Consider the following 23398-nt stretch of genomic DNA (forward strand, 5'->3'; position numbering starts at 1 on the left):
CAGTAATAAAACTCCGATAACATTAACTTGTTAGGCATTTTGGTCCCGCAAATATAATAGAGCAAACCGCCAATCTTCTAAAACTTTACATAAACCACCAAAATCAGTTGATTCACCGATAATCACTTTAATTCCAGTGTATAAAGGAAACTCAGTATCTTCATTAATTCCGAAGTACCGAAGCGTCTTAGTTGTTCCGTTAACCGGCCACGAAATCCACTCTTCATTGTGTTTGAAGAAGTTGGCAAGAGCATTAATTAACTCTACATGGGTGTAATCGTGGTAATTAGTTTCTTTATACTTATAAAGTTCAATTTTGCTATAGTTAGATTTTTGTATTTTATTTATATCGCTAACCGTGCCAACTGCATAAGCTTGACATGCGACCAATAATGCTCCGTGGAAAGATTCAGCGTACTCCATTGCTGTTAACCCATCCATAATACCTTCTGTGGAAAAACTTATTAACTCAGCAACTGCATTTGTTGATGCTGTACTAAGAACTCTTAGTGGAGCTGACCGGTAATCCATTTCTTTATAATGCATATGTAGCCTAACGCTTGTGTATGAGGATTTTAATAAAAGCTTTGGCGCGTAGCGACATTTTATTAAAATTCCTGCATGACACACTTGTTACATACTTATAACTTGGTTGAAAGCCAAATAGCAAATTTTGTCGAGTATTTTACGACCCAGTGTATTGGTAAATATATGAAAGAGTTAGAGCCATGAAGTTGTCCGTATCTTTGGTGCTCCTCTTCATCTGATTTAATACTTAAGACAGCCTCGTAAGCGGTAGTGCTGTTTAATTTTAAGTAATTTAATTGTTCATCTAAATGGTGAAGGACAGTGCTTTCAATTGCGTTTGTACACACCCAAATTGATTTTCGGCCTAATAGGGCTGTAATTATCCCTAAAACAAAGCCGCCAAACGCCCAGAACCAGAGAGCATAACAATGGCGCACTTCATTGTTTTGTAACCATAGATCAAAACGTTGAAAGTGCTCTTTTTCATGTTCAAGCATTTCTGCTAATTTAGGTTTGATATCTTTATAAAGGAGGTTGGCTATTAACATCTGGGATCTGTAAATATTAATAGCTCCAAACTCACCAGCATGGTCAACTCTAATGATTCTCTCAACTTCTTTCATATTAGATGGTGCCGGATAATTTCAGGAGTATGTAACGCTGCAAACACCGGAGCAGCTTGCTGCGTCCGGCGTTTTGCCTTGTTATTGGCTGCCAGCTGTAACCACAAACCTGGCAACGTTGAAAATAGCTTGAAGCGTAAACGGAAGATGCTAAAGACACCCACCACCGCTACGCACCAAGCCGTGAATTTTGAGCCCGACACTACAGCCAGAACAAGCTAATGACTTTACCACCTTTAGTGCTTTTGAAAAAGAAAGAGGAAAGTCTATTAGCGGGAACATCTAACCGTTCCGGCGAAAACCCACCGGAATCACGCACTAAAGCCAGCTAGGAAATACCGCTATTTCCAAAATATTTAGCATGAACTAGCGGTGGCCGAATAACGCCCGCAACACCGGTGGCAAAAGCGGAGCGGCTTTGTGCTAAAATTTGCGAAGCAAATGCACAATGGCGCGTAGCTTTTGACATCCGTGTGCTTGCGCTTGTTATGCCTGAACATTGAGCGACATTAGCTTGGCATTCATGCCGTAGCTTGAACAAATAGATGCATTATGAACCTCTCGGAAGCCGAACTTGAACCAATAACCCCCTGATCCTTGAACGGCGACAAGAAGTACACGATTAAATTGCCTCAATTTAGCTACTTGTATGAGCTTACTTGACAGTTGCTTCCCTATACCTGACTCCCTTGCATTATTACTTACCGCCAAATCGTGAAGATATAAGGTATCACCAGCAGACTTGCGAGGAAGCTCTTCAAATAATTTAGGTGGCTCATCGGAATTCCAAGGGTGAGCGAGCAAGTACCCTAAAATCTCATTGCTGCTGGATTGAAACACAAAGCAGGTTTCAGGCGATGCTTTCCATTTGCTTTTAAGTACATCGACTTCCTCTGGTGGAACTCCTGTATATGCTTCCTCTTGCACCTTAAGGATTCCTTGCCATGACTTTTCTGATATTTCGACTATAGACATTACTTGATTCCAAGGATGGCATAACGCATGCATTTGCGGAAAATTGGAGCGCAGCGGAAATTTTTCCGTAACATGCACTTGTTATGTTTATTTTGCACTCTTTTTCCATAATATGAACTTACCTTTAAAAGCACAAACGATAAAATAAACAGCAATTACAGATAAAACAATGGGATACAAGATCCAGTACTCATTATGCGATTCAGGGAAATAGTGTTCACTAATTTGAACAAAGATATATCGGTCAATTGCAAATGCGAATAACGAAAATGAAATAAGAATAGAAATTATGCACTTAGCATTTTTAGTCACAATTGTTCCTTCGGCCATCGATAAACATAACAGCTTAGCAGTCGGCAAAAAACCGTATTTAAATACAGTTTTTTCCCGTCTTTAAATAATTTAATAAAATGTAAAATATACATTCCCCTTATCATATCAAGCCATTAGTATTATTTCGAGAATTGAAGAAATAATAAAAATACCTTTTTTTGCCGTCTAATAAGGCTATCAATTAAAGAACGTCTAAACTGTATGAATATACAGCAATCATTAAGGGCAATATCAATGTCCCAATCTCCATTCTTAGCCTATATCAACGAATTTATGATCACCCGCAGATATGCCAAAAGAACCATAGAAACATACCTCTACTGGGTGAAGAAATATATCCTTTTTCATAACAAAAAGCATCCTTCAACTTTAGGCGAGCATGATGTTGAGTATTTTTTAACTTACCTGTCAGCACAAAACAATGTTGCCCCCGGCACTCAAGCAATAGCCCTGAATGCCCTGGTATTTCTTTATAAAGAAATCATTCAAGCCCCGCTATCCTTAAACCTGGATTTCAATAAATCGTCACGTCAGGCAAAACTGCCTACGGTACTCACCCCGGAAGAAGTAAGCACCTTATTGAATGCGGTATCCGCACAATATTCTTTACCGGCTCAACTCATGTATGGCAATGGTTTACGGTTAATGGAAACCATAAGAATGCGAATTCAAGATATAGATTTTGATTATCTATGCCTGTTGATATGGCGTGGTAAAGGCAATAAACACCGCAGGGTGACCTTAGCTAAAGAACTGGTTGAACCGCTCAAGCATCAAATAGCCAGCTGCAAAAAATATTACGGCATAGATATGAAAAATAAAGATTACCTTGGGGTGTGGTTACCTCATGCACTGGCAAAAAAGTATCCCGCAGCACCGAAAGAGTTAGGTTGGCATTATTTATTTCCCTCTGCCCGCTTGAGTCGGGATCCTCATGCCAATAACGCACTCAGGCGTCATCATATTGATGAAAGCTGTTTACAAAAAGCCGTGAAGCATGCAGCAAAACAAGCAAGAATAACGAAAAATGTCAGTTGTCATACGTTACGTCATAGCTTTGCAACCCATTTATTACAACGTGGTTGTGACATTCGCACCGTACAAGAACAATTGGGACATATCGATGTCCGCACCACTCAAATTTATACCCATGTCATTCAGGCCGGAGCCGATGGGGTGCGTAGCCCGTTAAGTGATTTATAATCCCAAAAAATCCGTCAAGATAGCGCCAGTCAGCTTGACTGACTGGCGCTAAACAAATACCGGCTTAACCAAAAAGAAACCTTAGCGATTTACAGCTTGGTCTCAAACAACTTGTATATACGGCGATACTCATCCAACCAAGAACTTGGCTGAACGAAACCATGAGGCTCCACCGGGTAAATCGCGGTTTCAAAGTCTTGTTTTTCCAACTCAATTAACCTTTGCACCAAACGCACCGTATCCTGGAAGAATACATTGTCATCTACCATAGGAGCGTTGATCAGCAATGGCTTGGTCAAGCCTTCGGCGAAATAAATCGGTGAGCTGCGCTCATAGGCAATGGCATCATCTTCCGGGGTATTCAAAATATTGGAGGTATAACCATGGTTGTAATGGGCCCAATCAGACACTAAGCGAATGGCCGCACCTGTCTGGAATAACTCAGGATCGGTAAAGAGCGACATCAAGGTCAGGAAACCGCCATAAGAGCCGCCGTACGTCCCTACCCTGTCTTTATCAACATTGGCATTTTCTACCACCCAGTTCACCGCATCACGCATATCCTGCACTTCCGGTTTACCCATGTGGCGGTAAATGGCGGTACGCCAGTCCCGGCCATAACCTTCCGATGCCCGGTAATCAGGATCCATCACCACGTAGCCTTGCTGGGCCAGCATGCTGTTAAACATAAATTCGCGGAAATAAACCGACCAGCCCAAATGGGCATTTTGCAGATAACCGGCGCCATGGGTGAACATAACCGCGCGGCGTTTTTCTGCGCTTTTATCGAAATTCTTCGGCAGATACACTTTGGTATATATCGGCTGTTCCTGATGGCTTGAAGGAATGGCTACCACGGAAGGTGCCGTCCACGGCAGACTCAGGAATTTCTCAGAAACGGTATGAGTTAAACGCACCGCTGTTGCCCCGGCAACGGCATCTTGCACATATAACTCCGGCGGCATGGTAATTTCAGAGTGTTCTATTAACAGCTTAGATTCATCATTGCTCAGCTGGTAATCGTTTTTTCCGCCCAGGTCAGTCAGCGCGGTAACTTCACCTTTACCAATATCTAAAGAATAGATTTCATAAATGCCCGGGTGCTTTTTATTGCCTTTAAAGTACAGGGTTTGCTCGTCTCTTGATAAGGTCAAATCACGTACTTCATACTTACCGCTTGTCAGCTGGGTCGCTTTTTCGCCTAAGGCTTTCACATAAACATGGGAGTAGCCGCTTTCTTCTGACAGGTAATAAAGCTTATCGCTGTTGTTTAACCAGCCAAATTCGTTAAACGACCAGTTGATCCAGGCATCGTCGTGCAACCTGTGCTGAGAAACCAGGCTATTTTCTTTAAAGTCTACCGTGGCAATCCAGCGGTCTTTGTTATCCCAGGCTTCAAGCATTACCGCTAATTGCTGGCCATTTTTATGCCATTGGATCGGGAAACTGGCGCGAATAACATGAATATCGCGCGGCTGTTTTTCCGAGCTGTATTCTTTGCCCTGGCGCTGATAATTTTCTTCGCGCACCTTGGCCAATACATCCTGGTCAAAACCGGGTAAGCTCTCATAGCTCAGCTCGGCTTTTTCCATGCTGTTTAAATCCAAGATCAGCAGCGTTTCGCTGTATTTGCGGTTATCGGATACCCGCGAGCGCACCTGCTGTGCCTTTATCTGGGCGTCACCGGCAATATAGTTGGGCATAATATCGTTCGGATAACGATCCGCCACGTCCTCGGCAATACTGACAAATAATTTATCCCCGGCAGGCGATAAGCTGGCGTGAACAATTTTATTGCCCTCGCCCAGGTAAAAATCTGTTTTGGTAATGGCCTTGTTGCCTTTTTTCAGCGCATCTTTTTGCTGCTTGGCTAATTTGGCATTTCTGTGTTGCAGGGCAACATAGTCAATTAACTTATGCTGCTCTTTGCCGATATAGGTATCCGGCTCCTTGATGCCTTCCGGCTCATCGGCAATCAATAAATTGGCCAGTTCGGTTACCTGGTTGGTTTCAAGATCATGGCGATAAAAGGTATTGCCCGCCCGATAGGCAACATTGCCATCGGCAAGAAACATCACAGAATATTCATAAGCCGAGGTAAAGGTTAACTGACGAACTTTCTTGCTGGCAAGGTCTTTAACAAAAACATTACCTTCAAATTCATAGGCTTCCAAGGTGCCGTTATTATTGGTAACCGCGTACATATCAGAAGCGGCGTGCATGTTGGCTAATGTCACCTGCTTGCCATTGCCTTCAGTGCCGGTCGTTTTACGGTATAAGTCCCTTATCGGAGAACCTTCGCGTTTTTGTTTGAAAAATACCGTCTGGTTGTCATCTCCCCAATACCAGGACTCGGGCGCACGCCCTAACCAGTCGGGATCTGCCATTATCTGCTTCAGGGTAATAATATCGCTGTTATCCATACCGGCTGCAGGCGCGGCTTTAACCACTTCGGCAGCTTTTTCCGGTTTGCTAACAGATGACGGTGTATTTTGATTAGCGGCACAGGCAACCAAAGAAAAACTGATTGCGGCGGCGAGTAATTGTAATTTCATAAGATGTCGATGCTTATTGTTATTAAAATAACGTCCGGTGTTTGGGAAAAATTGAATGCGCTCAATAATAAAAGTATTCGCCGCCAATGTATACGGCAATTACCGCCGTATTTCCCCCGCTTATCGCAAACATAAGGTAAAGAGAGCCCGTACCTGTAAGCATAACTGTACGCTTAAAATTAACATGCCAATGCCGGTGAATTTTGCTATAATCGCGCGCCCGTTTCGCTGTGAACTTTCCTAAAATAAGTGCTGCGAGCCGGGGCAGTCGGTTTTTATCGGTGTTTTATGGTCCAGATCATAAAACCCTTAAATTTTATTAAAATCCAGACAGGTGAAAACTTGTCGGCAGAGCCAGAGCAAAAGTTATGATCCCATTACCGCAAGTAAAGTTATTCGAATACCCCAAATACTGGGCGGAATGTTATGGCTCTGCGCCATTTTTACCTATGTCGCGCCAGGAAATGGACCAATTGGGCTGGGACAGCTGCGATATTATCCTGGTTACCGGTGACGCCTATGTCGACCACCCAAGTTTTGGCATGGCAATTATCGGCCGTATGCTCGAAGCCCAGGGCTTTCGGGTCGGCATTATTGCCCAGCCCGACTGGCACAGTAAAGACGCCTTTATGGGGCTTGGCAAACCCAATTTATTTTATGGCGTTACTGCGGGCAACATGGACTCGATGATCAACCGCTATACCGCCGAACGCCGCCTGCGCCATGACGATGCCTATACCCCGAACAACGAAGGCGGCAAACGTCCCGACCGCGCGGTACTGGTGTACAGCCAGCGCTGTAAAGAAGCCTACAAAGATGTGCCCGTAGTTATTGGCGGCATAGAAGCGAGCTTACGCCGCATTGCCCATTACGATTACTGGTCCGATAAAGTACGCCGCTCGATTTTATTCGATGCCAAGGCCGACCTGCTTATTTATGGCAACGCCGAACGCCCGCTGGTGGAAATTGCCCACCGCATCGCCAAAGGCGAAGATGTTAAAACCATTACCGATGTCCGCGGCAGCGCATTTCTGGCCAAACAGCCCCTGCCCGGCTGGAAAGGCATAGACTCGCGCAATATCGACAAACCCGGCAAGATAGACCCTATTCCCAGCCCTTATCAGGACATGAGTGCATCAAGCTGCGACAGCAATAAAGAACAAAGCGCCACAGATGAGATAGCAAAAGATGTTTCCCAAACCCCTCAGGTCGTGGAAATTTCCGAGCATATCAGTGCCAAATACCAGAATAAAAACTGGGATAACAAAGCCAAACCCTGGCTGACCACCTATATTAATTTACCCACCTATGATCAGGTAAAAAGTAACAAGGTGCTTTACGCCCATGCCTCGCGTATTTTCCATCAGGAAGTAAACCCCGGCTCAGCCAAACCTTTAGTACAAAGCCACGGCGACCGTATTATCTGGTTAAATCCGCCGGCTTACCCGCTAAGCACCCAGGAAATGGATGATGTCTTCGGCCTGCCTTATCAAAGGGTGCCGCACCCGGTCTACGGCTCGGCCAAAATACCCGCCTATGATATGATCAAAACCTCCATCAATATCATGCGCGGCTGTTTCGGCGGCTGTACCTTCTGCTCCATTACCGAGCACGAAGGCCGTATTATCCAGAGCCGCTCGCAGGAATCTATCATAGAGGAAATAGAAGACATCAAGGAAAAAGTGCCCGGCTTTACCGGCGTGATTTCCGATCTCGGCGGCCCTACCGCCAACATGTACAAGTTAAACTGTAAAAGCCCCAAGGCCGAGGCCACCTGCCGTAAGCCTTCTTGTGTCTGGCCCACTATTTGTGGCCATTTAGATACCGATCATACCCCGACCATAGAGTTGTACCGTAAGGCCCGTAAGGTCAAGGGCATTAAAAAAATCCTGATCGCCTCAGGGGTGCGCTACGATCTCGCAGTAGAAGATCCCAATTATGTCAAAGAGCTGGCCCGCCACCATGTCGGCGGTTATTTAAAAATTGCCCCCGAGCACACCGAAGAAGGCCCGCTGAGCAAGATGATGAAACCCGGTATGGGCAGCTATGACAAGTTCAAGGAAATGTTCGACTTCTATTCCAGGGAAGCCGGTAAAAAACAGTACCTGATCCCCTACTTTATCTCCGCCCATCCCGGCACCACAGATATGGATATGATCAATATGGCGCTGTGGTTAAAGGAAAATAACTTCAAGCTGGATCAGGTGCAGAACTTTTATCCGTCGCCGCTGGCCAATGCCACCACCTTGTACCATACCGAGATTAACTCGCTGAAAAACGTGAAGAAGAACAGCGACGCCGTCACCGTACCTAAAGGCGGACGCCAGCGCCGCTTGCACAAGGCGATATTACGCTACCATGATCCCGCCAACTGGCCGATTATCCGTGAAGCCATCAGCAAAATGGGACTGGCGCGTAAACTCATTGGCTCAAAAGAAGGTTGTCTGGTGCCGGCAGAAAGCCGCGCAGAAAAAACCATGCAATACACCAAAGGGAAAAATAACGCCAAGGGTAATAAAACGTCTCCGGGTCAACACAGGCCGGGACAAAACACACCCGGGCGCACTAACCGGAGTAATGGTAAAGGTAAAGCCAATCCGGGGCTGACCCGTTTTAGCAGCAACCAGTTTAATGACCGCAAAGGTCCGGGGTCGAAACCGGGCCGGAAAAAGGGACAAAAACCCGGGTAACGGATTAACACCAACGAATTTTTAATTAACTCACACCTTGTTCGGCACGACTTTATATCGGCCTGTTCAAGGTGAATCAAATACAAAAGGATAAACCTTTGTTACAAGCAAATAATATTACCCAGCAGTTTGGCGCCAAGCCGCTGTTTGAAAACATTTCCCAGAAATTTGGCGGCGGTAACCGTTACGGCCTGATCGGCGCCAACGGTTGTGGTAAATCCACCCTGATGAAAATCTTAGGGGGCGACCTTGAGCAAACGTCCGGTAATGTCAGCCTGGACCCGAACGAGCGTTTAGGTAAGCTGCGCCAGGACCAGTTCGGCTTTGAAGAATATTCTGTGGTCGATACCGTGATCATGGGCCATACCGAGCTGTGGGCAGTAAAAGAAGAGCGTGACCGCATCTATGCCCTGCCGGAGATGAGCGAAGAAGACGGCATGAAAGTCGGTGATTTAGAGTCTGAATATGCGGAAATGGACGGTTACAGCGCCGAAAGCCGCGCCGGTGAACTCTTGATGGGCGTCGGTATTCCGGTTGAGCAGCACTATGGCAAAATGAGCGAAGTCGCTCCCGGCTGGAAGCTAAGGGTATTACTGGCCCAGGCCTTGTTTGCCGATCCGGATATCTTATTGCTCGACGAACCGACCAATAACCTGGACATTCACACCATTCAATGGCTGGAAGAAACCTTAAACGAACGTGACTCCACCATGATCATTATTTCCCATGACAGGCACTTCCTCAACAGTGTTTGTACCCATATGGCGGATCTTGATTACGGTGAACTTCGGGTTTATCCGGGCAACTATGATCAATACATGCTGGCAGCCACCCAGGCCCGCGCCCAATTAATGGCGGATAACGCCAAGAAAAAAGCACAAATCAGCGAATTAAAAGAGTTCGTTGCCCGCTTCTCTGCCAATGCGTCTAAAGCCAAACAGGCGACCTCACGCGCCAAACAAATCGATAAAATCCAGCTTGATGAAGTGAAAGCTTCCAGCCGGGTTAATCCCTTTATCCGTTTTGAGCAAGAGAAAAAGTTATTCCGTAACGCCCTGGTGATGGAAAACATCAACAAGAGCTTTGACGATAACCATGTACTCAAAGATATCTCTTTGATGGCGGAAGTCGGTGAGCGTATCGCGGTGATCGGGGAAAACGGTATCGGTAAAACCACCTTCTTACGTTTGTTGATGGGTGAGCCCGGTTATCAAACGGATACCGGTGAATTTAACTGGTCCGAAAATCATAATATCGGTTATTACGCACAAGATCATGCCCATGAATTTGAAAATGACATGACCTTGTTTGACTGGATGAGCCAGTGGCGTCAGGAAGGCGACGACGAGCAGGTTGTTCGCGGTTACCTGGGGCGTTTATTGTTCTCTGCCGACGACATCAAAAAGTCCGTCAAAGTCTTATCCGGTGGTGAGCAGGGCCGGATGTTATTCGGCAAGCTGATGATGCAAAAGCCCAATATCCTGGTGATGGATGAACCCACCAACCACATGGATATGGAGTCTATCGAGTCGTTGAATATGGCGCTGGAAAAATACGAAGGCACCCTGGTTTTCGTCAGCCACGACCGGGAATTTGTTTCCAGCCTGGCAACCCGCATTATCGAGCTTAAAGAAGACGGTTATGTTGACTTTGCCGGTACCTATGAAGAATACCTGGCTTCACAGGCTTAATTAATCAGCCTGATCATTTCACTCTGCCCCGGCTTTAAAAGTCCGGAGGCAGAGGGAAAATTTCAACTTTAACCAACTCCTGCTCCTTCAACACATTAAAGAGGTGACCCTTGCTTAGTTATCGCCATGCCTTTCACGCCGGCAACTTCGCCGATGTCTTAAAACACTCGGTATTGACCCTGGTGCTCGATTATATGACCCGCAAGGAAAAAGGCTTTAGCTATATCGACAGCCATTCCGGCGCCGGCATGTATCAGCTCAGTGACAGTTATGCCCAGAAAACCGGCGAATATAAAGAAGGTATCGCCAGGCTGTTATCCGCCGATGCACAACAAGCAATACCCGAGGCCCTGCTGCCCTACCTGGAGCTGATCCGGGATATGAACCAGGCCAGCGCCGATGATGAGATCAGCCTTTATCCCGGCTCTCCCGGCATTGCCAAAGCGATATTAAGACGCCAGGACAGCGCCCATTTATTTGAATTACACCCAACGGATATCGACTACCTCAACGACTTTTGCCAGCGCTGGCGCAAAGCCCATGTCAAACAGTCTGACGGATACCAGGGAGTGTTATCTTTATTGCCGCCACCCAGCAGGCGCGGCGTGGTGTTGATCGATCCGCCCTATGAGCTAAAAGAAGATTATCCGAAAGCGGTAAAAACCATTATCAAAGCCTATGACAAATTTGCCACCGGTACTTATATTCTCTGGTACCCCGTGGTAAAGCGGACTTTGGTAGACGAGATGGAGAAAACCTTCACCGACAGCCAGGTGAAAAACCTGCTTCAGGTAGAGTTTTGCCAGCGTCCGGATACCGAAGAATACGGCATGACAGGTACAGGTTTGTTTATTGTCAATCCCCCGTGGCAGCTTAAAGAGCAGCTGACAGCAATATTGCCTTACCTGCAAACCCAGCTGAAAAAAGGACAGGATAACGCCAGCTATAAACTTGAACAGTTGGTGGCAGAATAAAGAAACCGGTTTTGCTATTATCACCAATAACCGCGGCGCACTATTGGCCGCGGCACATCCCGGCTAAGTCCCTTGCCACAGGCTGCAGTTAAAATTCCACCCGGGCAACAACCGAACTTTCACACGGCGGCGGCGCCATAGAGCTGGCACACAAATTAATGCGCCAGGGAGAGAATTTTTCCAACTCAGGCAATTGCGTTAGCGACTGCTCGGAGTCCAGCTCATTATAAGGGCCGACCACGACACGGAACCTGGTCTTGTCATTATGTAAATTGCTGACCACTTCGGCATTTAACGCCAGGTGGGATATTTGCCGCTCCCGGGCAAAAGTCAGTTCATTAAAGCTGCCGATCACGACAAAGGTTTGCGGGTTTTCAATATAATGATTGTGCTCGGCTGAGCTATGCACGGGTGTCATATTTTTGGCGATTTCACTGGCTACGCTGACTTCTTGCGGCAAAACTTGTCGGGTTGTAGCTTCCTGGGCTTGCTCCCTATTCCCCCTGGTATCTGCAACAGGCAATAATTGCTTGAATTGTTCACTGCGATCCAGCGCCCGGGCAATGACTGTGTTGCTGCCTGATTGATAAACCTCAGGTTGTTCTGCAATGACAACTTCTTTCCGGGACTGTTCAGGCAAGGTATTCGCAGCTATCCGGGTTTCTCCATCATGAGCCAAGATATCGGCAGGTTGATTGGTGGGTACGCAAACATCTTTATTTAACAATAACCTATGGGCAGCACAATCTTCATCAATCACAGCAGAGACAATATTATCGGAAATGGATTTACCACTGACCAGGTAACTGATCCCTGTGGCACTCACCATCAGCACATCCAGGGTGGCACAGCCGCTGAGCAGCACAATAAGACAAATTGAAGTAAGTAATCGATGTAAGTTCATAATACAGCACTTTTGATTGATTCTTTACTTTGACTATTCAAGTTTCACGCCAGATTATTCGTCAAACCTTTACGTCAATCATTTCCATAAACCATGGAGTTAACTTCAAAACAACAAGCTATTTTCTCCATTAAAAGTGCTTATTCTTCTAAAAACTTTATCTTTACTAACCTAATCAATAACCTGTACTGAAAATCAGGCCGGATTATTTACGTATAGGCGAATTCCAAGCTGTTTAAGACTTAACCACTATACGATAACCCAACGGCAATGACTAGCCATGACACCATGGCAGCGGGCTAAAAATGATAATGACTTGCTTAGCCTTTTGATTCACTTCACTTTAATGCTTGCTATTTTTTTGTTCGATAAACGCACAAAACAGCAGGTTTTACAGATTTCTCTGGTAACAAAATGACTTTGATAGTAAATTTTAATTTTCAAGGTATATATCTTGTGTGCAAATAACCGGATCCCTTAGCCGTTAACAAAGGTAAAGGAAAGATTATTGATGCTGGCGCCGTAGTGAAAGGATGTAGTCTTGCCTGACTTAACATTATTTAAAAATGAAACTCAAAGACTGCTGGCATTGCAGGCGCTGAATATTTTAGATACCCCGCCCGAAGAACGTTTTGACCGTATTACCCGCATTGCCATGCAGGTCTTTGATGTGCCCTTTGCCATGGTGAGCTTGGTTGATGCCAAACGCCTGTGGTTTAAATCATCCCCCGGATTTTATTTAACGGAAACTTCCCGGGCACAAAGTCTTTGTGGTTATACCATTTTAACCGATGAAGTATTAGTCGTTGAAGATACCTTACTTGACTCCCGCTCAGCCAATAAACCTTGGGTAACAGAGGAACCTCATTTGCGTTTCTATGCCGGTATCGCCATCAAAGACAGCCAGGGCTTTAATATCGGCACCTTGAGCATTTTAGATCACCAGCCAAGAACCTTAACACCGGGGCAAATCAGTATCTTAACCGAACTGGCAAAAGTGGCGGAGTCTGAGGTCAATGCCGCCGACTTAAGCCAGGTCACGGCAAAACTCATCCAGTCAAGAAAACAGTTGCACCAGGCCGTCAGCCAGTTACGGCACAATGAACAACTCAACCGGCTGCGCAACCAGGTACTGGAATTAATCGCCCGCTCAGAGCCGTTGACAGAAATACTGACCGCGATAGTAACCGGAGTAGAGCTGGAATATCCCGACATGATGTGCAGCATTTTATTAATGGACGACACCGGCACTAAACTCACCCTGAAGGCAGCCCCGAGCATGCCCGACTTTTATAACCAAGCGGTGGATGGCCTGATCATAGGCGAGAATGTCGGCTCCTGCGGCACCAGTGCCTATACCGGGAAAAGAGTGGTAGTGGAAGATATTGCCAGCCATCCTCTTTGGACCTCTTATACCGAACTTGCCGCCAGGGCACAACTGGGCAGCTGCTGGTCTGAGCCCATTATCGACCCCGAAGGCAAAGTGCTCGGCACCTTTGCGATATACCATAAAGAAAAGTCAGCTCCCTCTGCCAGGGATTTTCACCTGATTGAACAATCGGCGGCATTAGCTAGCATTTCCATAGAAAGAGCCCAGGCCAACAAGCTGATCTGGCAGCAGGCAAATTTTGACGGCCTCACCGGCTTGACCAATCGCAACCTGATGCGCGAACTGCTAAAAACCGCACTGAAAAACAGCCGGCGAAACCAACAGAAACTGGCGTTAATCTGCCTGGACTTAGATCATTTTAAAGCGGTTAATGACTCCCTCGGCCATAATATCGGCGATGAATTACTGATAGAATGTGCCAAGCGCCTCCTTAACTGTACCCGGGAAAGCGATACCGTTGCCCGTCTCGGCGGCGATGAGTTTTTGATCTTAATACCCGAGCTCAAGAATGAAGCACTGATTGAGGACATTGCCGGTAAAATTCTTTCCTCCCTGTCGCAACCGTTTCAACTGCAACAAGAGCTGGTTTATGTTTCCGCCAGCCTTGGCATCGCCATCTTTCCCGATGACGCCGCAGATCTTGATGACCTGCTAAAAAATGCCGATCAGGCCATGTATGGCGCCAAATCTTCCGGACGTGGCTGTTTTCATTACTTTACCTCGGGTATGCGCGCCTCGATACAAAACCGCCTCACCTTGATCAACGACTTAAGAAAGGCAATCGACAACCGGGAATTACACCTGCTTTATCAGCCTATTTTTGAAATCGCCAGTCAAAAAATATATAAGGCCGAAGCCTTGCTACGCTGGCACCACCCGAGCCGCGGTATGATAAGCCCGGCAGATTTTATCCCCTTGGCGGAAGAATCCGGGCTCATCATTGACATTGGTAACTGGGTATTTGAGCAGGCCTGCTTGCAGGTGGCCAAGTGGCGTAAGCAGTATGCTGAGAATTTTCAAATCAGCATTAATACTTCCCCGCTACAATATCGAAACAACACCGACAGCCCGTCTGACTGGCTTGCCTGGCTGGCAAACTACCAGCTTGATGCCGATGCACTCACCTTGGAAATTACCGAAAACCTGTTAATGAATGACTATGATCAGGTCAATCAACGTTTGGCCCAGCTGCGAGACTCGGGTATGGAAATTTCCATCGACGATTTCGGCACCGGCTATTCTTCGCTGTCTTACCTGAAGAAATTCCATATCGACTATTTAAAAATCGATAAAAGCTTTATCCAGAAAATGTCGCAGGGCAGTGATGATCTGATCATCTGCGAAGCCATGGTGGTGATGGCCAAAAAACTCGGCATTAAGGTCATTGCCGAAGGCATAGAAAGCACAGAACAAATGCAGTTATTAAAAGACATGGGCTGTCAGTATGGCCAGGGATACTGGCTGGCAAAACCGTTAACGGTTGAGCAATTTGAAACCTTGCTGCGCTCAAATACCAGATATAAAGTCTGAGCTATTTTACTCCGATTAAGGACAATGGCTCCTGCCTTTCATCCCTTTTTTAAGTTTTTTGTAAATTAAAAATGTAATCCCCTCAGATATCAGGACAGGTTTAAAAAGCAATAATATCAACAACTAAAGATATGCTCTGCCTATTCTCCCCGGTTACAATCCTGACCTTTTTTGACTTTTCTTTACTTTTCTTTACATTCGGTGTCAACCTAAGCACAACTTATGCGTTCTAGGGTAAAGGAAGACCTAAATAACGAAAAGTGACCCGGCGTGTACAACAAGAGTCTCCTTAAAAGACCGAAGCATAAATAACACGCCATTACATAGTCATCAGCCCCCGTTTCATTATTTAGCCTGTTTGTTTTCTGTTAAACACAATAGATAGATGTCAGAGGTAATTACAATGAATAAAGCCGTTTGTATAAGCATGCTAGTGCTAAGTAGTTTGATGATACTCCCATCCCAGGCACAGGAAGCCCCGCCGCGCGGCGGACCCGGCGCGGATGGCCAAAGAGGAGCGCCCGCCAATGACGGCCAGGCCAGAAACGGTGACGGTCAAGGCCGTGGTGATGGTCAGGGACGCGGTAACGGCCAGGGCCGTGGCGGCAGAGGTGCTATCGATGCCGATGCCAATTTAGTCAACGCTGAAGAAAACCTGCAGGCACTGATCGCCGAGCGTGATCTCTCCCCGATAGATGTTGATGATCTGGACCTGCCGGACATCACAGACGAAAGAGCCCAGTTAGGCAAACAGTTATTCTTTGCCAAGAACCTCGGCGGTGAAAACAGCTCCGCCTGCGTTTCCTGCCATCACCCCACTTTAGGGGGCGGCGACAACCTCTCTTTATCTGTCGGGGTTGATGCCGTTAATGAACTCGACATCAGCAGCCATGATCTATTGGGCCTGGGCCGGTTTAACGATCTTGATGCCAATAACCTGCCCGCCGTACCCCGTAATGCCCCGACCGTCTTTAACTTAGGCTTAAACAACCGCCGCATGTTCTGGGACAGCCGGGTAGAACGCCGCCGCAACCAGGGCATAGTGACCCCGGACTCCCCGCTTGATGAAGACGGTAACCGCCTGGCAGATCCTAACTTACCCGCAGGCACAACCTTAGCCGCGGCGCAGGCAAGATTCCCGGTTACCTCGGCAGAAGAAATGCGCGGCGAGTTTGCCGCAGAGGACGACAACCAGGCGTTAAGAGCCCTGCTGACCACAAGATTTGACAACAGCGACGGCGACTATGTCAGCAACTGGCCGGCATTATTTTCCCAGGCCTATGGCGACAACGAGGTCACCTTTGACCGCATCGCCGATGCCTTAGGGGAATATGAGCGCTCTATGGTGTTTGTCAATAACCCGTGGCAGGCCTACCTAAACGGCGACAGCGATGCCCTGACCGACCAGCAAAAAGCCGGCGCCCTGGTATTTTTCCGCTCAAGACGTGACGGCGGCGCAGGCTGTGCCGGCTGTCACCGCAATGATACCTTCTCCGGCGGCGGACACCGCCTGGTGGCTTTCCCGCAATTCGGACCGGGTAAAGGCAATGCCAGCACCACAGACACCCCTCATGATTTTGGCCGGGAAAATGTTACCGGCGACGTTGAAGACAGAATGCATTTCAGACCGCCGACACTGCTTAACATCGCCGTTACCAGTCCTTATGGCCATACCGGTGCTTTCCAGACCCTGGAAGAAGTTGTCGCTCATTACGGCAACCCGCGCGAGTCTATCGACACCCTGTTTGCCGCCCAGGGCAATGAAGCCTTTGCCGGCGGTGAGGCCCCCTTTTGTCAGCTGCCGCAGATTGCCGATTTGATGCAGAAAAACAACCAAACCTGCGAAAGCCTGTACCCGGATGCCTATACCAATTCCATCGCCGCGGTTGAACATTTGGAAGCGGCGAGAAATGATGAGGTAGCAGCGAGCGGCCCGCTGCGCGGCTCGCCAAACTTATCCGATGAGGTGGTTGCCCAGGTGGTGGCCTTCCTCAATGCCCTGACCGACCCTTGTGTCGAAGACCGTACTTGCCTGGCTCCGTGGATAGTGGATGAAACCAACCAAGCCGAGTTCCCGGACGACAGCCCGGTCATCGCCCACGACAGGGATAATAATGTGCTTTAGCCTGCTGATCGAGGTAAGTCGCTTATCTGGCGGCTTTATCCTCGGTTTGAGCTGAACCGTTAAAGCGATGATATAAAGCCCTATCATTTGTCCGGCACAAAGAAAAGCCAGATCAATCGCTGTCAGGCACCGGCTGCCCCTGAGCTCCCATCCTCAGGGGCGGCCTCAGGCCATGACAGCTTTATTGGATGGAATTGACAATAAAATCCAGTACCGGATCGCCGGAGGAAGCATAAGCTAAATCGAATAAAGGCTCAGGTTTGCTGATCATGCCACGCTCGACAATCTCAGATATGACAGTAAAGTCCAACAAACCTGTTTTACCGACAAGTAAATTATCAATAGCCCCGGTTTTGGCAAGACTCAGTACATCGCGAAAACCTTTCAAATACAGGTAATCCTTGGTAAATCCTCCCCCCCGATATACCCGGGTGGTCAAAGTGAAAGCGGAAAGTTTATCAAGGGCAAATTCATTCATCAGACTATGATAAGTTTTGACAAAATCGCCATGCTCCAGCATATATTGCACCGCGATCACCCTTAAGGCGATGGTTTTTAACCGCTTAATGGTCAAACTGCCGGAGCAGTACTCGCTGTAGAGGGCCAGGCCTTCCTGGGTATGGGTATTGCCGGTTAACCCTAAGCCAAAAATCTTTAACGGATGCCGCCTGGCATTGATCGTAGTCAGCATATGAATACCCAGCTCATGGTATGCAAACGCCTGTAACTCTTTCTCGGTAAAAACCGCTTCCTTGTTGATCAAGAGCAGGGCTTTTTCATTATTCACCATGGCTTTCGCTACGATTTTTCCCGACTTTTCTACTTTACAGTTTAATCCCCATGCCTGCGCCCGAGCTCTGAAAAAAACAACCGCGTCATCAGCCCCGAGCACTTTTTCCTGCTGCTCTGATTCAATATCCTTTAAATGCAGAATAAACCTGGCGTTGGCAATATCGGTATGACCGGGTTCGCCGTAATATTTTAACGAGTTATAAATAAAATCTTCCGTGCCTATGGTGGTGAGCAAATCGATTTTACTCGCCAGGTTGTCGATAACATGGCGATACAGCTGCTGGATATCGGCATCATTGACCTCATCGACCGGCAACTTGTATAAATCTTCCCTGAATTTATAGGGATTGATATTAAGCTGCTTGTAATTAAAGCTCGGGGCAATATAACTGTTTTTCTTTAAGAACTTATTTCGTTGCGCCGCTAAATTGATCGGGTTGATAAAGTTTAAGGTTTCAATATTTTTACAAAGAGCAAAAAATTGCTTATCTAAGGCCAAAACCTCGGGGCTGATATTAGAAGATAAAATATCGGCCTTTTGCGTTCTTTTCTTTTTCCCGTAGCGGCGGACAAAAAATGCCGCCGTTTCACTGATAGCATTTTTAAAACCCGCTTTAAGCTCTTCCAACACCAAGGGGTAGACTTCACCAGTTACCTCATCCATAAAGACTTTTTTGACTTCCGTGGGGATCACCAAAGTATTATCAAAACGGGCATTGATATGGGTGATCAAGTAACCCCGGCCATGAAAAACTTCGTCGCTGGCCGCCCGCACCTCCAGGTTAGGCAATTCAATCTTATTCAGTTGCTTTTCAAAACGGTTTACCACATTTCCCCAGCGCTCAACGTCGATTTGGCCCGAGCCGATGTTAAAAGTGGGGGTGGCTTTCTCTATGCGCCTGTAGTTATAGGAATGGATATCAAAGACAATCGCATTGCTGAACTGTTTCTCTATGACGTTAACAATCGCTTCCAGGACATTGTAAAACGCCTGATGTTTGCTATGACTTTTCGCACGTTGCTTCTGACTCAGGGGTTTCTCCCACACCTGCTTATTCCAGGCGGTTTTAAAATAAGTCGATAAGGTTTTTGCCCGGTTCAGATCATACTCGAACCGGGAGTCGTTGCCGATAAGCTGGATCGGGAACGAAGAGATCAACTCATCGGTATAGGGATCTTCTTCATAAAAACGCTCTTCCCGGGTCAGCAGGAAAGCTTTTTGCAGATCATTTCTCAGCCGGTGACCATTATGAATAGCTGCGCAGATAATGGGCGTGTATTCATCTATTTTGACAATAAAGGCGCCGCCATCCACTTCAGCATGAAAACATTCCCCTTTATTGATCCGGGTGATACATTCTTGTTCAGACAGCGTTAGCATCTTCTATCACCTGTCTGAATTCATTTTTTCTGCTCATAACCAATTCTTTCGCGTGGACAACACTTTCCACAAAATCAATCACCTGAGATTGCAATTTAGTGCGGTTCAATTTATTGATACGCACTATGCCTCCCGGACTTAACACATTCACTTCAATTAATTTGCCGCCAATGACATCGATGCCGGTAAAATATAACCCGTCTCTGACCAGCTTAGGGCCGATATATTTACAAAGCTTTTTCTCTTGCGCGGTCAGTTTATGTTTAACCACTATGCCCCCGGCATGCACATTTGCGCGTACATCATTCGACGCCGGCACCCGCTTCATTGCCCCGATAGGTTCGCCGTTGAGCATCAGGATCCTGACATCCCCTTCTTCAGCGCCATGGACATAATCTTGCAAGATCACATAATTGCTGCCCTTGCCGGTTTCATCGCCGCCGATATAAAAGTCCAGCAGTGATCGAAAACTTTGCCGCGCGCTTTTTTCAAGTACGATGACACCGCGGCCGCCAAAACCATCCAGGGGTTTTAATATCATACGGTTGCTTTGTGACTCTTCAAAAATACGCTCCAGGTAATCCCGGTTTTTCGAAACATGGGTGGCAGGAATAAACTCACTTTCGGTATCCTGAAATGAAGCGGTATAAACTTTATTATTTGCCACCCGCAAGCCATCCAAATCATTCATGATAAAGGTATCGCCGCGCACCGAATCCAGAAAATTTAATGCCAGGGCATCCAGCGGCGGATTTGCCCGCATGATAATGGCATCAAAGCCGGCTAAAGGTAACTGCGCCCGCTTGAATTTGGCATGTTTATAGAAACTGGGAATATTATCCGAACACTTGGTTTGCTTGGTGAACACATCGCAAAAGGCGCTGGCAACGCTATCACGGATAGTTAAATTATTCACGGTGGATAAGGCGACCGTATGGCCGCGCTTAACGCATTCATGAATTAACCGCAATGTAGAGTCTGTTTCCGCTTCAACACGGTCCCAAGGATACATAATAAAACAAATTTTCATTGGCTCGGCCTTTACAGGTTATACCCTAAATCAGGTAGAGAAATTTTTTGCGGAGCATACTGAAAACTTATGATCTTAGCAGCTCAATAATATTTATCGTTAGGATAAAAATTATTTATGCCACATCAGCTCCGGCACTAGATAAAAGATCCGAAGCCGTCGGTATTTTCAGGTGTCCGGCCCTGACTTTTGGAAAACCCATGACGCACCCGGCTTTTTTCAACAGCATCGAGATATTTCTTCCATAATCTCACCGGATACAGGGAGCTTTCGTCACTGGTTTGCATATCACCGACAAACCTGATTTCTTCATCATTTTCAGGTGTCAGTGTCCCTTGAGAAAGCCCGGCAAAGGTTTTTCCGTATAACATCAATTCGTCAGACTCCCGTTTATTAAAATAACCACTGCGGGAAATGCCATGGGAAAAGCTTTGGTCGCCATAAAAAGGCGAGCTGCCTTTACGGATTGAGGTCTTCATTTCACTCATCTCTCTCTGATTTGATAAATAACTTTAACTCGTCAACAGAGGTGAACAATCGATAGGCAGAGGCCTGCAAATCGGCATTCACACAGTTAAAAAGATACTTTTCTCTATTCGGCTCTTCATGCTCAGAATGCTGTTCAACACAAAAGTTATGGATATTGACAACCGTATCGATGTCGGGTTGGGAAAGCGTGCTTTGTGTAACCGGCTCTTGGGCCAGTAGTCCGCCGCTAAAGCAAACGGTTACCAAGGCATATGCGAGAGATTTCATAAATGCTCCTTTAATTGTTCATCCAGATGAATGTATGAGATTTATTTTGCTTTGAAAAACAAAATATATTTGTCGCCACGATAAGATTTATTTACATTAGCCGTCTGACAAAAATAGGATTGAATCAATGGATATTCGTGTTTTTAAAACATTTATCGCTGTTGCTGAATATAAGCACTTCTCACGGGCGGCAGAAACCCTGTACATTACTCAGGCCGCGGTGAGTGCCCGTATTAAACAACTGGAAGAGTTTTATGGCATGCAGCTCTTCATCAGAGAGAAGAATAATTTAAGGTTGACCCCCGCCGGTGATGCGCTCTTGCCCCACGCCCACTTAATGGTGAGCCAAATGGAGCAGTCAAAAATCTCGCTGTCGATTGCCAGCGAGCAAAAAAGCGCTGTCCATATTGCCGCCACTCCCAATGTCTGGGATGCCTTTTTTAGCTCAAGAATCCTTGATGCCATCGCCTTGTTCGAAAATTTAACCTTAGGCACAGAAATCTCGGTGCGCGAGGCCATCCAAAGAAAATTAGACGACAGAAGCCTGGATATCGGGCTGTTGACAGACCCCATCAAAGATGATGACTTTGTCAATGATCTGATAGGGCACTTCGATTTATCCCTGGTCGGCAGCAGACCGGCATTCGACGCCGGGGTAGAAGATTATATTTTAATTGACTGGGGCATAACCTTTCAAAAAGAACATGCCCTGCACCATAAAGTTATTCCCAGCTTTAAAACCTCTACCGCCATGATAGCGTTAGAAGTCATCCTTTCTAAGGGGGGATTTGCCTATCTTCCTTCAGAACTTGTTACCGACCTGGTCAGGGCACAGGACTTATATCGTATTGAGACCCCTTTGCAAATCAAGCGTCCCATTTTTATGGTCTATAGAAAAAATAACAGCAACGGCCAATTGATCGACCAATTTAAAAGCTTACTGTCTAAGATTCAGTAATCCGCCACCGGGCCAAGCCCTGCTAAAGCCAGTTGGAGAAGATGGTTTTCGGTTAACTTTTGTTCATGAGCCAATATGGGGCAATAAAGCCTTTGTTGGCAAGATAGCTCCAACACCTGCGACACCTCCCCCGCGCCAAGTAAACATTTAGCTGCGCTAAGAAATGATGAAGTGACAGCCGCCATCGCGCCCTGCTTACCGGGTGTAAGTCCCTCACTTATGCCTGCAGCCCTCTTTGGCTGCAGGGCAAGCTGAAATACTCCGTGAATCCCCTTGCTCTTTGCCTTCCTGGCGCCGTAGGATAAATACATTCGTGTATAAAAAAGCAATGGCATTGCCATCGCTTTTTATTAATTAACAGCCCGAAAAAGCTTAGTGGATCACTTCCCTGCTAAAACGGATATGTTTGCCTTTGCTCATCATTTGCTCAAAAGCATCATGATCCAGGCGCAACAGGGTCTGATGATCGCCCGCTTCAATATAGACCTGATCCAAGGAGTCTAACTGCTGATCGCACACCACAGGCATATTATAAGCATCACCGATTGGCGGTACCGCACCATGGTCGCAATCGCTGAACATCTGATAGATATCGCTTTCCTTCACCAGTTGATAGCTGCCGCGCAGTTCATCATTTAAGGCCGATAAACTGACCTTATTGTTAGCCGGCAACACTGCCATCATTTTGCGCCCCTCATGGTCGACTAATACAACAGCTTTTGCAATCTGGTTCAGTGGGATCTGCGCTGCCACCGCACTGCCGATTGAACTGTTACTGTGATAATGAGGAACGGTTTGATAGGAAATATTGTGCTCCGTCAAATAGGTATCAAGCCGAGTAGAAATAGTCATATTAGCCTCCACACATATTATGGCTCACCTTTATTATAGAAGGCTACCCGGCATTTACCATCATAGGAAGAATCCGTTTATCGCCTTGTCCGTGCATGTCTTTTCCCC

General features: G+C 46.6%; 17 protein-coding genes. 7 read left to right on the forward strand and 10 right to left on the reverse strand.

What is annotated here, in order from left to right; translation table 11 throughout:
• Positions 1-30: 30 nt before the first annotated feature.
• The 3 genes from SG35_RS19300 to SG35_RS19310 form a co-directional block, all read right to left on the reverse strand.
• A complete protein-coding gene (locus SG35_RS19300) occupies positions 31-546 on the reverse strand; it encodes a hypothetical protein (protein WP_044835573.1) in 516 nt (171 codons plus the stop codon).
• A gap of 95 nt (positions 547-641) precedes the next feature.
• Positions 642-1151, reverse strand: coding sequence for a demethoxyubiquinone hydroxylase family protein (locus SG35_RS19305; protein ID WP_044835572.1), 510 nt, complete (start codon positions 1149-1151; stop codon positions 642-644).
• Positions 1152-1637: 486 nt separating this feature from the next.
• Positions 1638-2126: a GNAT family N-acetyltransferase gene (locus SG35_RS19310; protein WP_044835571.1), complete on the reverse strand. Its 489-nt coding sequence runs from the start codon at positions 2124-2126 to the stop codon at positions 1638-1640.
• Positions 2127-2693: 567 nt separating this feature from the next.
• Between SG35_RS19310 and SG35_RS19315 the strand changes: the two genes are divergently transcribed.
• Complete coding sequence (locus SG35_RS19315; RefSeq protein WP_044835569.1) at positions 2694-3662, forward strand: integron integrase; 969 nt, start codon at positions 2694-2696, stop codon at positions 3660-3662.
• 89 nt (positions 3663-3751) lie between these two features.
• On the opposite strand, the gene SG35_RS19320 is transcribed toward SG35_RS19315, so the two are convergent.
• Positions 3752-6217 carry a S9 family peptidase gene (locus SG35_RS19320; RefSeq protein WP_044835568.1) on the reverse strand — a complete coding sequence of 822 codons (2466 nt, stop codon included), beginning with the start codon at positions 6215-6217 and terminating at the stop codon, positions 3752-3754.
• Positions 6218-6585: 368 nt separating this feature from the next.
• Here SG35_RS19320 and SG35_RS19325 point away from each other — a divergent pair, with 368 nt between their 5' ends.
• The 3 genes from SG35_RS19325 (at position 6586) to SG35_RS19335 (ending at position 11572) form a co-directional block, all read left to right on the forward strand.
• Positions 6586-8907: a YgiQ family radical SAM protein gene (locus SG35_RS19325; protein WP_044835567.1), complete on the forward strand. Its 2322-nt coding sequence runs from the start codon at positions 6586-6588 to the stop codon at positions 8905-8907.
• A 98-nt stretch (positions 8908-9005) separates the two neighbouring features.
• Positions 9006-10598 carry an ABC-F family ATPase gene (locus tag SG35_RS19330; RefSeq protein WP_044835566.1) on the forward strand — a complete coding sequence of 531 codons (1593 nt, stop codon included), beginning with the start codon at positions 9006-9008 and terminating at the stop codon, positions 10596-10598.
• Positions 10599-10708: 110 nt separating this feature from the next.
• Positions 10709-11572 carry a 23S rRNA (adenine(2030)-N(6))-methyltransferase RlmJ gene (locus SG35_RS19335; RefSeq protein WP_044835565.1) on the forward strand — a complete coding sequence of 288 codons (864 nt, stop codon included), beginning with the start codon at positions 10709-10711 and terminating at the stop codon, positions 11570-11572.
• Positions 11573-11660: 88 nt separating this feature from the next.
• Here the strand turns inward: SG35_RS19335 and SG35_RS19340 are convergent, their stop codons facing one another.
• Positions 11661-12476 carry an SPOR domain-containing protein gene (locus SG35_RS19340; RefSeq protein ID WP_044835564.1) on the reverse strand — a complete coding sequence of 272 codons (816 nt, stop codon included), beginning with the start codon at positions 12474-12476 and terminating at the stop codon, positions 11661-11663.
• A gap of 541 nt (positions 12477-13017) precedes the next feature.
• Between SG35_RS19340 and SG35_RS19345 the strand changes: the two genes are divergently transcribed.
• Together SG35_RS19345 and SG35_RS19350 are read left to right on the forward strand one after the other, a co-directional pair.
• Positions 13018-15396 (forward strand): sensor domain-containing phosphodiesterase, encoded by a 2379-nt coding sequence (locus SG35_RS19345; protein ID WP_044835563.1) that lies wholly within the window; start codon positions 13018-13020, stop codon positions 15394-15396.
• 448 nt (positions 15397-15844) lie between these two features.
• Positions 15845-17521, forward strand: a complete 1677-nt coding sequence (locus SG35_RS19350; protein ID WP_053043394.1) for a cytochrome-c peroxidase — start codon at positions 15845-15847, stop codon at positions 17519-17521.
• A gap of 181 nt (positions 17522-17702) precedes the next feature.
• On the opposite strand, the gene SG35_RS19355 is transcribed toward SG35_RS19350, so the two are convergent.
• The 4 genes from SG35_RS19355 to SG35_RS19370 all read right to left on the reverse strand — a co-directional run bounded on the left by SG35_RS19355 (position 17703) and on the right by SG35_RS19370 (position 21480).
• Positions 17703-19694, reverse strand: coding sequence for a flavohemoglobin expression-modulating QEGLA motif protein (locus tag SG35_RS19355; protein ID WP_044835562.1), 1992 nt, complete (start codon positions 19692-19694; stop codon positions 17703-17705).
• Positions 19678-20724 (reverse strand): glutathione synthase, encoded by a 1047-nt coding sequence (gshB, locus tag SG35_RS19360; protein ID WP_044835561.1) that lies wholly within the window; start codon positions 20722-20724, stop codon positions 19678-19680. The genes SG35_RS19355 and gshB overlap by 17 nt, the downstream gene beginning before the upstream one ends.
• A 137-nt stretch (positions 20725-20861) precedes the next feature.
• Positions 20862-21203 carry a DUF413 domain-containing protein gene (maoP, locus tag SG35_RS19365; RefSeq protein WP_053043393.1) on the reverse strand — a complete coding sequence of 114 codons (342 nt, stop codon included), beginning with the start codon at positions 21201-21203 and terminating at the stop codon, positions 20862-20864.
• Between the two features lies 1 nt (position 21204).
• The gene (locus SG35_RS19370; RefSeq protein WP_044835560.1) at positions 21205-21480 is read right to left on the reverse strand and encodes a hypothetical protein; all 276 of its coding nucleotides are present in this window, start codon (positions 21478-21480) and stop codon (positions 21205-21207) included.
• A 127-nt stretch (positions 21481-21607) separates the two neighbouring features.
• Between SG35_RS19370 and SG35_RS19375 the strand changes: the two genes are divergently transcribed.
• Positions 21608-22438, forward strand: coding sequence for a LysR family transcriptional regulator (locus tag SG35_RS19375; protein ID WP_044835559.1), 831 nt, complete (start codon positions 21608-21610; stop codon positions 22436-22438).
• A gap of 372 nt (positions 22439-22810) precedes the next feature.
• On the opposite strand, the gene SG35_RS19380 is transcribed toward SG35_RS19375, so the two are convergent.
• Positions 22811-23290 carry an aminoacyl-tRNA deacylase gene (locus SG35_RS19380; protein WP_044835557.1) on the reverse strand — a complete coding sequence of 160 codons (480 nt, stop codon included), beginning with the start codon at positions 23288-23290 and terminating at the stop codon, positions 22811-22813.
• Between the last annotated feature and the right edge of the window lie 108 nt (positions 23291-23398).

The sequence above is a fragment of the Thalassomonas actiniarum genome, from assembly GCF_000948975.2.
GTDB lineage: Bacteria > Pseudomonadota > Gammaproteobacteria > Enterobacterales > Alteromonadaceae > Thalassomonas > Thalassomonas actiniarum.

What these genes read in the sequence shown, in the direction of transcription:
- SG35_RS19310 (WP_044835571.1), bottom strand. Translation starts at nt 2,126, where the DNA reads ATGTCTATAGTCGAAATATCAGAAAAGTCATGGCAAGGAATCCTTAAG.
- SG35_RS19340 (WP_044835564.1), bottom strand. Translation starts at nt 12,476, where the DNA reads ATGAACTTACATCGATTACTTACTTCAATTTGTCTTATTGTGCTGCTC.
- SG35_RS19300 (WP_044835573.1), bottom strand. Translation starts at nt 546, where the DNA reads ATGCATTATAAAGAAATGGATTACCGGTCAGCTCCACTAAGAGTTCTT.
- SG35_RS19375 (WP_044835559.1), top strand. Translation starts at nt 21,608, where the DNA reads ATGGATATTCGTGTTTTTAAAACATTTATCGCTGTTGCTGAATATAAG.
- SG35_RS19320 (WP_044835568.1), bottom strand. Translation starts at nt 6,217, where the DNA reads ATGAAATTACAATTACTCGCCGCCGCAATCAGTTTTTCTTTGGTTGCC.
- maoP (WP_053043393.1), bottom strand. Translation starts at nt 21,203, where the DNA reads ATGAAGACCTCAATCCGTAAAGGCAGCTCGCCTTTTTATGGCGACCAA.
- SG35_RS19370 (WP_044835560.1), bottom strand. Translation starts at nt 21,480, where the DNA reads ATGAAATCTCTCGCATATGCCTTGGTAACCGTTTGCTTTAGCGGCGGA.
- SG35_RS19350 (WP_053043394.1), top strand. Translation starts at nt 15,845, where the DNA reads ATGATACTCCCATCCCAGGCACAGGAAGCCCCGCCGCGCGGCGGACCC.
- SG35_RS19315 (WP_044835569.1), top strand. Translation starts at nt 2,694, where the DNA reads ATGTCCCAATCTCCATTCTTAGCCTATATCAACGAATTTATGATCACC.
- SG35_RS19380 (WP_044835557.1), bottom strand. Translation starts at nt 23,290, where the DNA reads ATGACTATTTCTACTCGGCTTGATACCTATTTGACGGAGCACAATATT.
- gshB (WP_044835561.1), bottom strand. Translation starts at nt 20,724, where the DNA reads ATGAAAATTTGTTTTATTATGTATCCTTGGGACCGTGTTGAAGCGGAA.
- SG35_RS19325 (WP_044835567.1), top strand. Translation starts at nt 6,586, where the DNA reads ATGATCCCATTACCGCAAGTAAAGTTATTCGAATACCCCAAATACTGG.
- SG35_RS19305 (WP_044835572.1), bottom strand. Translation starts at nt 1,151, where the DNA reads ATGAAAGAAGTTGAGAGAATCATTAGAGTTGACCATGCTGGTGAGTTT.
- SG35_RS19355 (WP_044835562.1), bottom strand. Translation starts at nt 19,694, where the DNA reads ATGCTAACGCTGTCTGAACAAGAATGTATCACCCGGATCAATAAAGGG.